8 protein-coding genes are annotated in these 11,701 nt (G+C 37.1%); 1 reads left to right on the forward strand and 7 read right to left on the reverse strand.

What is annotated here, in order from left to right; translation table 11 throughout:
- Positions 1–65: 65 nt before the first annotated feature.
- The 3 genes from IGK63_RS15150 to IGK63_RS15160 all read right to left on the reverse strand — a co-directional run bounded on the left by IGK63_RS15150 (position 66) and on the right by IGK63_RS15160 (position 4,221).
- Entirely contained in the window at positions 66–3,359 is a 3,294-nt protein-coding gene (locus IGK63_RS15150) for a MucBP domain-containing protein (RefSeq protein ID WP_429972536.1), read from the reverse strand.
- A gap of 234 nt (positions 3,360–3,593) precedes the next feature.
- Positions 3,594–3,758 carry an N-acetylmuramoyl-L-alanine amidase gene (locus IGK63_RS15155; protein WP_223347136.1) on the reverse strand — a complete coding sequence of 55 codons (165 nt, stop codon included), beginning with the start codon at positions 3,756–3,758 and terminating at the stop codon, positions 3,594–3,596.
- Between the two features lie 109 nt (positions 3,759–3,867).
- Positions 3,868–4,221 (reverse strand): DUF7006 family protein, encoded by a 354-nt coding sequence (locus IGK63_RS15160; protein ID WP_008381652.1) that lies wholly within the window; start codon positions 4,219–4,221, stop codon positions 3,868–3,870.
- A gap of 761 nt (positions 4,222–4,982) precedes the next feature.
- Here IGK63_RS15160 and IGK63_RS15165 point away from each other — a divergent pair.
- The gene (locus IGK63_RS15165; protein WP_086372438.1) at positions 4,983–5,699 is read left to right on the forward strand and encodes a MerR family transcriptional regulator; all 717 of its coding nucleotides are present in this window, start codon (positions 4,983–4,985) and stop codon (positions 5,697–5,699) included.
- A gap of 292 nt (positions 5,700–5,991) precedes the next feature.
- On the opposite strand, the gene IGK63_RS15170 is transcribed toward IGK63_RS15165, so the two are convergent.
- The 4 genes from IGK63_RS15170 to IGK63_RS15185 form a co-directional block, all read right to left on the reverse strand.
- Positions 5,992–6,285, reverse strand: coding sequence for an LPXTG cell wall anchor domain-containing protein (locus IGK63_RS15170; protein WP_016612618.1), 294 nt, complete (start codon positions 6,283–6,285; stop codon positions 5,992–5,994).
- Complete coding sequence (locus IGK63_RS15175; RefSeq protein WP_223347137.1) at positions 6,282–8,654, reverse strand: WxL domain-containing protein; 2,373 nt, start codon at positions 8,652–8,654, stop codon at positions 6,282–6,284. The genes IGK63_RS15170 and IGK63_RS15175 overlap by 4 nt, the downstream gene beginning before the upstream one ends.
- 52 nt (positions 8,655–8,706) lie before the next feature.
- The gene (locus tag IGK63_RS15180) at positions 8,707–9,453 is read right to left on the reverse strand and encodes a WxL domain-containing protein (protein ID WP_016612620.1); all 747 of its coding nucleotides are present in this window, start codon (positions 9,451–9,453) and stop codon (positions 8,707–8,709) included.
- A gap of 137 nt (positions 9,454–9,590) precedes the next feature.
- Positions 9,591–10,619: a DUF916 and DUF3324 domain-containing protein gene (locus IGK63_RS15185; RefSeq protein WP_016612622.1), complete on the reverse strand. Its 1,029-nt coding sequence runs from the start codon at positions 10,617–10,619 to the stop codon at positions 9,591–9,593.
- Positions 10,620–11,701: the final 1,082 nt, after the last annotated feature.

The raw sequence follows: 11,701 nt of genomic DNA on the forward strand, positions 1-11,701 counted from the left end.
TATTAGAAATTTGATTCAAAAAGAGTGTCCAGAAACGATCATTTTCTGAACACTCTTTCTTCCTCTTATCGATTACTTCTTTTACGTTTTTTAATTGCTACAAATACGAGTGTGACTAACAAAGCTCCGACACTACTTAAAATCAGTTGTCCTTTAATCTGTTGTCCAGTTTTTGGTAAATGATTATTTGAATTACCATTGTTCTTAGGATTATGCGCTTTAGTGTTATATACGTACACCACTTCTTGTCCTGTATCACTGAAGGTGCCTGAAGCATTATCTGGGGTTTCTACTACATACCACCCTGGGATCTCTTTGGCTTCGCTTGTATATGGTAACCCTACTTTTCCGCTTAATACCGTTGGGTCTGCCAACTGATTCCCTTCGGAATCTTGATATTTCACCGTGACTGGTGCTGCATCGCTGCGTTCGTACACGTACACCACTTCTTGCCCTGTATCACTGAAGGTGCCGGAAGCATTATCTGGGGTTTCTACTACATACCACCCTGGGATTTCTTTGGCTTCGCTTGTATATGGTAACCCTACTTTTCCGCTTAATACCGTTGGGTCTGCCAACTGATTCCCTTCGGAATCTTGATATTTCACCGTGACTGGTGCTGCATCGCTGCGTTCATATACGTACACCACTTCTTGCGCTGTGTCACTGAAGGTGCCTGAAGTATTTGTCGGTGTTTGTGCTACATACCACCCTGGGATCTCTTTGGCTTCGCTTGTATATGGTAACCCTACTTTTCCGCTTAATACCGTTGGGTCTGCCAACTGATTCCCTTCGGAATCTTGATATTTCACCGTGACTGGTGCTGCATCGCTGCGTTCATATACGTACACCACTTCTTGCGCTGTGTCGCTAAACGTGCCTGAAGTATTTGTCGGTGTTTGTGCTACATACCACCCTGAGATCTCTTTGGCTTCGCTTGTATATGGTAACCCTACTTTTCCGCTTAATACCGTTGGGTCTGCCAACTGATTTCCTTCGGAATCTTGATATTTCACTGTGACTGGTGCTGCATCGCTGCGTTCATATACGTACACCACTTCTTGCGCTGTGTCACTGAAGGTGCCGGAAGCATTATCTGGGGTTTCTACTACATACCACCCTGGGATCTCTTTGGCTTCGCTTGTATATGGTAACCCTACTTTTCCGCTTAATACCGTTGGATCTGCCAACTGATTCCCTTCGGAATCTTGATATTTCACCGTGACTGGTGCTGCATCGCTGCGTTCATATACGTACACCACTTCTTGCCCTGTATCACTGAAGGTGCCTGAAGCATTATCTGGGGTTTCTACCACGTACCAACTAGGGATCTCTTTGGCTTCACTTGTGTATGGTAACCCTACTTTTCCGCTTAATACCGTTGGGTCTGCCAACTGATTCCCTTCGGAATCTTGATATTTCACTGTGACTGGTGCTGCATCGCTGCGTTCATATACGTACACCACTTCTTGCGCTGTATCACTGAAGGTGCCGGAAGCATTATCTGGGGTTTCTACTACATACCACCCTGGGATTTCTTTGGCTTCGCTTGTATATGGTAACCCTACTTTTCCGCTTAATACCGTTGGGTCTGCCAACTGATTCCCTTCGGAATCTTGATATTTCACTGTGACTGGTGCTGCATCGCTGCGTTCATATACGTACACCACTTCTTGCGCTGTGTCACTGAAGGTGCCTGAAGCATTATCTGGGGTTTCTACTACATACCACCCTGGGATCTCTTTGGCTTCGATTGTATATGGTAACCCTACTTTTCCGCTTAATACCGTTGGGTCTGCCAACTGATTCCCTTCGGAATCTTGATATTTCACCGTGACTGGTGCTGCATCGCTGCGTTCATATACGTACACCACTTCTTGCGCTGTATCACTGAAGGTTCCCGTCGGATTACCTTGAACTTCTTTTATAGTATACCCGTCTATTTCTAACTTATACTCTGGCGTTGTTGCATCAAAAGATTCACCAATATTACCGCTAATTTTTTGAGAAGGCTTCAATTCATTCCCTTCAGTATCAATATAACTCACCGTAACATCTGCAGCGGCTTCTTGATGATTGATCGAAAATTGGTGCAAATAGGTTCCTGAAGAAATGGCGTAAAAACTATATCCATCTGGTTGAGCATAGGATCCGGCAGGATTATTCAGTCGTGCGTTATACTCCATTGTTTCGATACTTTCAAATTCACTTTGAGTAACCCCAGATACAGTAATCCCATCTTCTGTAATACTTAATCTTGAGGAGGGTACCTGTACACCATTCAAATCAAAGTACGTCTGACTAGTACTATTCGATTTTGTAAAAGGAGGCTGATATCCATCAAAATTTGTTAAACGATTAGGCATAATGGAAAATGGAACAAAAAATGATTGATTATCGGGATCGTAATTTAACTCTTTTGCAGATAATGAAGTAATCGCATCATTTCTTCCTGTGTTTTGGCCATAAGCAGCTAAGTTTGATAATTTGGGAAACTCATTTATCACAGTAAAATCTGTCACGCCACAGAACTGTATTCTTAATTCTGTTAGATTTGGTAATGCAACCAGAGGTGCAATTGTCGTAATATTCATATTGGACTCGAAACTTAGCGACTCTAGTCCTTTCATATTAACTATTTTTGAAAATACAGCATCGGTTACATTTGCGGAACTAAGATTTAATCTAGTTAAATTGGCACCAAAGTTTGGTACATTATCATCCGTTACATTAGCACCCATCAAATATACATAAACTAAGTTATTTAACGAAGTGATAACGGAAAAGTCAGTAACCTGATTTTGGCCGCTCATATAAAATGATGATAGATTTGTTGCATATTCCAAGCCTGTCAAATCAGCAATAGCGGAATCTGCAGCGTAGATATAGAGAGTCTGAAGTTTGCTCATCTGTTCCTTCGTGATTTCGGACACATCTATACCTAAAGATTTAGCAACTACGGATTGTAGTGCTGGATCCGGAAGCCAAGCTGCAAAATCTTCTTGATCATTATTTACTGCGACCTCAGATGGATTTGCAGAACTTTGACTTGTCGTCTCATTTTCAACTTGGCTATTCCCCTGATCTTCGCCAGAATATTTTGCGTTGTTAGAAGAGCTTTGCGTTGTTGTTTCTTCCGTGGATTCATTATTATCTTCTGTCGAAGTATCAGAAGATTCACTTTGCGTTGTTGAAGAATCCAGCGTTGTAATCGAATTACTCATATTTTCAGATTCTTCATTAGTTGCTTGTGCTACACTTTCTTGTTGCTCATCTGATCGAACATTCACAATGGGAACAAAAAAAGAAGGTACTATTAAACTTGCCAAAGATATGTAGGAAAAAATTTTCTTTTTCATCTGCCAACTCCATCGTGGTATTTTTTTAACCACCTATTTTTATATCTCATCTATTGTAGTAATAATGTATTCTATAGTAAATACTTTTCAAGCAAGGACAGAGTTCCTTCAACCAAAAATAATCATTATTTTTATAAGATACTTGGTATTATGTAATAATAGTTCCTCTTTGTTTTTTAACAACCCCAGAACAAAATTTAAAGAATGAAAGTTTCTATCTTTGTTAAATGATAGTTAGTGAAAGTCTTCCCGATGTGGACCAAACGTCGAAGAGATGCCCAGATTCATGATAAGATAGATCATTTCTGCATTACCTTTGACCAATTCTGCTTTTCCCGTGTCATAGTTGGTAAGTGCATAGGATTCAATAAGCACGTTTAGCTTCTCGCAATTTTTCACGTCTGTCCTCTATCGTTCGGTTAGAAATTTTATTACGTCTTCATAGGATTCCATACCTGACTTCAAAATATATTATAAAAGACTACTTTTCCTTGATTCTTTTTCCAGATCACTTTATTTTAAAAATTAGTGAATGGCTAGTTACATCATTCAATTTATATCCACATAATTCTTTATTGTAGTATGGATAATCTTGTTCTACTATTTTTAACACTTCTTCGTCTGAAAAATCAAAATCTTCAATAGTGATAATGAGTTCTCGTAATAATACTAACTTAGAATCTATTCCCATAATTATTGGAATATCAATCCAAAAATTCGCGGACGTTAATGCTTCTATCAATTCTTTTAATTTTTGAACTTGGTTTTCAATATAATTTTTTATCAACGGATGTGCTTTTAACTGCTTTTCTTCAAATTGAAATTCTTTGATATATTCAGATAGATTACTGATTTCGATCATAATTTTCGTCCTTTCCAAAATGAAATCAATACTATAAGCCGGTTTCATTTATTGTTTTTCCCTAGATGAAAGCCTCTGAAAGAAGATGCTTCCTTTACAGGTGAACAATGACCTATTTGAAAATTAAAAGAAAAACGCAAGTTGTTTGTTGCGCTGAACTATACACATTAAAGTTGGTTTGAGGTCTAGTTTTTAAAAAGCAATCGTCCTCTTAATAAATAACTGATATTTCACTCGTTATCCAAATGCCAAGTACTATAAGATCTATAATCTAAGTGGATTGGAAGAACCTTTAAGTATTTGTAAATTTTTATTTATCCTTAGGTAAGAAAGCTCAATTCAATGACAATGCTTTTTTTATAGAAAATGAGTTTCTTTATTCATTTCCTACTACAGCTTATTAATTCCCCTTGAATCTATACCTCATTAATACTACCCTTCGCTTTATTTCAAAATACGAATTTGTTGATTTTTTAAACCTTCAAAATCAACAGTTGGTGATTTATACAAAATAGAAGAATTGCGTTTTTACTTTCATAATGTCCTGACTGATTAGTTGATAGAATTAAAATAATGCATTACTATTCTTTTAAATAGAGTTGAAGAATATGGTCTATTTGTTTATAGTATTTTAGAAAGTTAAGATTACTTTAATCAAATTTCAAAGTCGAAGATGATGTGTTCTACTACTTATATATCTCTATAAGTTACAAAAAAGAGGAGGAATTGTTATCTCAAATAAAAAAAGAACGATAACGGAAATTGCTAATCTATTCAATATTGAACCTTCAACTATACGGTTTTGGGAAAAAAAACAACTAATTTCGTTGAGTAGAGACGAAGAGAATAACTACAGATATTTTGATGCTCATTCTATATTACAGTTAGTTGATATTACTTTTTTTAGAAACTTAGAAATTCCCATTACCGATCTAACCCTTCATTTAAATGGTGATTTGGATCAAAGAAACCAAATATTAAACAATACTCTTATTACCGTTGACAACTGGATCAAACAATTAAATGCTGTATCAAAAGTACTTAATACAAGAATAAAGGATATTGCTCATATCAATCATTGTTTAAACGGAGAGAAAAACCTAAATCTAGAGTTTCCTTTTTCGAAATTTGAACCTCTTGATCTTTACAAAAAAGAACACATTTCTTCTTTATTAAATAATCCAACAAATTTTTTATTATTATTTACTGGAGATCATTTTGATACCATAACAGAAGAAATTGGCATTATAGACATTCCCAATAACACTATTCCTAAAGATCTCCTTGCGGAATCAAGTGAAATATACTTTGGTGGGGCGTTAACTGTTGATAGATACGACTATAGTGAAAATAACTTGAATCAGTTATTGGATGATATACAAGATTCTGCCGATTACTCCAGTGTAGTCGCACAGTACATCGTCGGAGGTTTAGAAAATAATCGGCCTATTGACTACTACTTTTTTTGGCTTCTGTAACTGATCATTATCTATGAAAACAATCAAAGCAGAGGGATTAAAATGAACATTTTCTAAGTAATCATTCCCAAAGTTTCATCATGTATGTAGTATTATTTATCGTAGGAATGATTTCCTAAACACTACACTTTTGCAATCTATTATTTCTCGATTATCAAGATATTCCTTTATAAAATGATGTTAAAACTACTACGTTACTTTAATTGCTTATTATTAAGATATTAAGGTACTATATGTTTCTATTATATTTTTTCATATTGTTAAACACCAAAACATATAGTACCGAAAAAAATCAACTTGTCTTTTCTTTCTTTTTTATTAACCAAACTATTAAGATTACGCTGCCTCCCAAAAAGCTCATTGAAGAAATTACTCCTCCTGTTTGTGGCAGACTCTTCTGAATATCTATTTCTGATGGTTGACTATCTAATTCATTTTGTTCAGAACTTACTGTCTCTTCTCTCTGATAAAATTGTACCCCCGCTTGATTCTCATAAGTAGATGCTTCTACGCTTGGCAAAGAATTTGAATAATTCATATAAAGAGAAATTATACTGAAAAAGAGTACGATTAGTATTTTCTTCATTCGCTTCCTCCCAACGTAGGATCACCCACTAGTTCCCAAGTGATCACTGAGCGATACGTCCCATCATCCACTGGCGTATTCGCCGGCAATCTCAATTGAACGCCTGTCAAAGATCCATTCATTACTTCCCCAATTTGAATCTCTGTTGTACCGTGTTCTCCTTCATATAATTCATTGGGATTGCTCATTGCCCCAACTAACTTCGGAGTGTGGCTCAATACAATGTCTTTTGACGGAACCGTTAACCCCGTATGGACCGTTTCTTGGACACTTAAATCTTTGAGTATCATCGTTGCCCCAGTCAACACTTGCTTTTCTGAATTCACAAATGGACTAGCAGAAACAAAAATGGACCATTGCGTAGTATTGCTGTAATCATCAATCGTAATGGTTGGTGCGTGTTCACCCTTGGCCGCTACCTCTTGATGGCGGCTTGATTGCTCAATGATTCCAAAATTAAAATTTCCATTCGTTACATTAGCCAGCTCCAACCGACCTGGTTCAACCGTAAAAGGCACTTCATAATCACGTAGAATAAATTTCCCAGTACTCAAACGTTCTTCAACACGAATAATTCCGACTACTTGTCCGATTTTGGATGTATCGGGATATTCTTGAAAACCGCTAATCGAGACATGACTGGTGTCAGAAAGATCTAAATATTTTGATATGTTTGCCTCCAATTCTTTTTCAGACATTCCTAACTGAATAGTGGTAGGATTTGGGTGTGCTCGATCAAATGTCAATAGGCTGTATCCATTACTTGTCAATTCAAAATATGCACGATTATTCAAGCTATTTACTCTTTCAGATTCAGAATGGGGGGCGTCATATTTTCTGAGTCGTGTAGGTTCACGATGATAGACTTCGACAATATCGCCAACTTTAGCATTTGTCTCCCCAAAACCGTTCCCAAAGTCAGAAACAGCTGAAGCAATCGTTTGAGTTCCTCTTACATCATACGAATAGGTCAACGTATCAGTGCCTATGACACGCCGCGTGTTATCACCTAAATCATGTATGCTAAAGTTATAATAAATACCAGAAAAATTGTTGTGTACATTTCCTGTCGTGCTTGTCGTTCCTCTTCGAGCAGTGATAATTCCAATGTCGGAATGCCAAGTGTAGATCCCAGCACTATAGTCATTAAACCCACTGAATCTTATGGCGTTTCCGAAAGTAACTGTAATTGGTATCTCGAGTATTAATTGTTGACTAGTTCTGTTATGGTTTAATACTACAGAAGCACTGGTTGTTGTTCCGACAATACTCGTATCTGGAGATTTATTTATATTAAGGGTATACTCATCACTTGATAACAAGCCTCCATTAAGCGAAACATTGGTTATGGCCTGGGTAAGCTGACTTTCCGTCAATCGACCACCTAAATCAATTGTTTGAGGCACAACTTCTGCTGTCAATGCACTCTTCGCATAAACATAGGTCACTTCGATGACTCTTCCTAAAATATAGTTTCCAGAAGCTTCACCTCTGATTTCTAGAAGATAAAATTCGTCCAAATTTAAAGCCTCTGTTGTATATTCCGCCCCTGGCATCCCAAGATTTGACTCAGCATCACCTATCTCCTTTCCAGACTCATCAATATGAGTTACATTGAGTATTCCCCCCAAGGCCATTAAACGTGTACTGGATGTCACATCCGGTTCTCTTCTAACCGTATCGCCACGCATATTTACGACAAATATTCCGAAAGTAAGTTCCCCAAAATCGAAATATCCTCCTAAACCGTCAAAGATAATATCTACAGGCGCATGTTTATTAACAAAACCAAAAATTTCAAGAGTAATCCAACCATTTCCTGGAGAACTATCTGCTCTCGTTCGAAAATCTACATAATCAGACCTAATGTCCGTAAAAAAGGCAGCACTGATATCATTTCCATGCGCATCAACCGCTCGAACACTAAATCTTGAAAACTGATTACTGATTCCATAAACACGTGCCACATTGTACGCTCCGGGATTCACTCCGTTAAACGCAGTCGTAAGTTCCATATTAATAGTAGCGATTAGAATTGGTTCATCTATGTGCCAATCACTTATTGTGCTAGTGACAATGCTAGTTAATCTTTGATTTCTTTGCAATTGATCTTCAATAACTCCCTCGACAGTATCTTCAATTGATGACTCTTCCAGATTTTTTGCACTTGTTTGATCAGAGGATCCATCTGATTCTGTCTCCGATTCTTCTCCCTGCTGCTCCTGATTATTACTAGTTTCTTGGATCTCTTCTTCGTAATCAGATTCACTCGTAGACTCTTCGATCACAGTGGCCACAACGATCGCGGGAAATAAAAAATGAGTTGATAGAACTAGGCTCAACACAAAAACAAGTAAGACTTTTTTCATTGGACTATCCCTTTCTCTTTGGTTTCTGTACTGGAGAATAGGGGACATCCCCTTATTCTCCAGATGCGTTTGTTGGATCCGCGACCAACTCCCAAACTAGTGCAGTTGAGTAAGCCGTATCATTTTTTGTGGTATTGGCTGGAATACGTAAGACAACGCCATCAGTCTGTCCTTCTGCATTCGCATTCCCCAGAGCTAGTGTCCATGCACCGGCACCCTGTGAAGCATTGGCGGTTGCCAAAGTTTGTGCGGCTTCTCCTAATACAATCTCGTTTTGATTCGCAATGGGCGTAGCTGATGTGGGATTCACATAACGCAGACCACTCAAGGTGATCGTTGCTCCTTGCAGCTCATGTCCGCTTGCATCACTCAATTGTTTAGGCTGTGAAACTTGCAGCTCCCAGCCTAATCGATCACTCCCACGACGATCTTCTGTTGCGACAAATGGTACCCGTCCTTCTTCTGATGTACCAGAAAATATATGGTCCAATCGTGCCTCTTGAACGATTTCACTTGAAATATTCGGAATCTTACCAAAATCAAAGTTTGAAACATAATTGATTCTTAGTCGGCCTGGGTGGGGGTTAACTGGTACTTCAGGATCTACTTCTTCTCCTGGATTTTCTGGATCTGGAATCACCGGATTAGATGAATCATTTTCTAAAATAATCACCGTTCCCTCTGTCCTTGCGTTCGTCGCATCCTCATACTCTACTTCTGCTGCCTGACTAATTAATGTACCTAGTCCCATACTTCCCGCTAAAAGTGCTGCTGCTATTGTGATTGTTGTTTTCTTCATTGTTCATCCTCCAATTTTTTTGTTTTTTCTTTGTTTTGTTCGTACGTGTTGCTTTCTTATTCTCCTTTATTCTCAATTGATTTAGTATTTTTCCCCTTCCGGTTTCAGCTGGATGAACACTATAAACCAGCATTTTTTTAGAGCGATTCAGCCTTCTTTCTCCCATTAATTCTAATCCATCTGCCAATAATCAGGAGAATAAGAAGTCCAATTCCCCCTAAAATCAGATAAGATAGATAAGGCGTCCTCTCATCAATATTCACTGCACTTTGGTTTAACTGGCGGGCTTCTGACGCGGCAATCGTGAAATTTTCTTCAAAATGATACTCCTTCCCATCTGCTTTTACCCTCATTTTAAGAACATAGTCCCCAGCCTTTATGGGTCGTTCCCCCGTTGGTATACCAAAATTAAAATTAGAATTGGGCGCCATGCGAAGATCGTAGACATCGTACGTATAAATCGCTGCTTTCCCCCCTTTTTCAGTCACAGTAGATTCAACACTCATATTGCGAACAATCGATGCTGCACTATTTTGAATGTTAGCTTCAATAAAGTTTCGATAATTTCTTTGTCCTGTTGTAATGTCTTGTAAATGCAAGTCATTTTCAACTGTTTCCCCGTCTTTTTTGTTTAACAAAATACCAACGGTGTACGCAACTTCATGAACTACTGTTTGTTCGCTTATATTTTTAACTTCTTCCGTAAACCGAATCCCTCCGAGAATGTCTCCCGCCCAGTCTTCTTCTGGGAATAAAACTACTACTTTCATGGTGACAAAACCTAACGCTGGAATCGTACGTTTTGCTTCGTCAATCTTGACCAATTGATCCATTCGATGCGTTAATGAATCATCGTACGTGTCTTCTGCCAAATAACCAGGGATACCATTTTCATTGGTGGAAGCGGGATTCACCGCAGCTTTTACCGTAATTGCTACATCAGACGCATTATAAATCCTAATAGAAACTTCACGTTTTTCTCCCGGCTGACCGTCGAAATGGTAATAGCCTTGCGCATTTACATTTCCATCCTCATCTAACGCTTGAATCGAAAAATTATTCACCTCATCTGCATAGCCTGTTTGATAAAAAAAACCAAGACTTAGGATTACCGTAAATAGAATCCATCGGATTGCGTGTTTCTTTCGTTCTTTCTTTGTTTTCAATATAATTTCCTCATTTCATAAAAGTGAGATAGTTCATTATTAAATATTTAATTCACAAATTAATATACGGGTTAAACCAGGTTTAAGGTCAATGCCTTTTTTTCAAAAAAAACTACAAAATAAAAAAAAATTCAAAAACAGACTTGTAAATGCTGATTTATTAGGCGTTTTCCGGAAAATAAATTAAAATGATCTTTCTTAATTTTTATAAATTAGCATTTATAATAATCAACAGTCTTATTATTTCCTTTCCCACTTGAAATATATTGAACAATTGATTTAATAAACTCAGCTCTATAGAATCCTTCTCTCTTAACACGTACAATGTACTTTCTGATTGCTTTCAATATCAACTTCTAGCAATCCGTCAAAAATAATCTGAGCGCTCGCCACTTTTTTTCTAGAGGAGCTTTTTGATTTACCGATAGGTTGAATGATAATCCCATCTTTCATTACGTTTGTTGAATTTTGTTCAAAAAACAATACAAAATACGCAACGGTAGTTACGTATTGTTACATATGTTCTTTCCGCAACAATTAAAGTGTCTCTATTTCTATAAACTTTCTTTTTAAATGAACAATATTTTGTATATCAATAGACACAAAACGAAAGCTACGTGCTTCAATTGTCATAAAAAAAGAGGGTCCAGAAACTAGTCATTTTCTGAACACTCTTTTAATAGTTTCATAATGCACATTCCATTATCCGAAATTTATTTTTGCGCAACATATTTAGCTGCCAATAATGATTTGTATATTTCATTCGGCAAAAAATCCATGGAGTATACTCTACTGTTCTCTGAAATAATACCTTTTTGATCTAGTTATTGAATTACTTAAGGAGTTATGAAATAAGTAACTAAAAAGGATCAAAACCTTTTAAGTTTCTGTTCACTTTTGATGAGCTGTTCTAATACTCACAAATCTGATTTTTAAGTGAACAATGAGTTGTATCTGATTCTATAGATACAAAAATAAGCTACTCGTTCAGAAAATAAACGAGTAGCCTTGAACTGCCAAAATCTCTAAGGTGTAAATTCTTTAATTTTGTAAAAAATGATTATTGATACAAGAGAATTTCC

The sequence above is a fragment of the Enterococcus sp. AZ040 genome, from assembly GCF_050499185.1.
In the GTDB taxonomy this organism is placed as follows: domain Bacteria; phylum Bacillota; class Bacilli; order Lactobacillales; family Enterococcaceae; genus Enterococcus_D; species Enterococcus_D entomosocium.

What these genes read in the sequence shown, in the direction of transcription:
- IGK63_RS15150 (WP_429972536.1), bottom strand. Translation starts at nt 3,359, where the DNA reads ATGAAAAAGAAAATTTTTTCCTACATATCTTTGGCAAGTTTAATAGTA.
- IGK63_RS15160 (WP_008381652.1), bottom strand. Translation starts at nt 4,221, where the DNA reads ATGATCGAAATCAGTAATCTATCTGAATATATCAAAGAATTTCAATTT.
- IGK63_RS15170 (WP_016612618.1), bottom strand. Translation starts at nt 6,285, where the DNA reads ATGAAGAAAATACTAATCGTACTCTTTTTCAGTATAATTTCTCTTTAT.
- IGK63_RS15175 (WP_223347137.1), bottom strand. Translation starts at nt 8,654, where the DNA reads ATGAAAAAAGTCTTACTTGTTTTTGTGTTGAGCCTAGTTCTATCAACT.
- IGK63_RS15180 (WP_016612620.1), bottom strand. Translation starts at nt 9,453, where the DNA reads ATGAAGAAAACAACAATCACAATAGCAGCAGCACTTTTAGCGGGAAGT.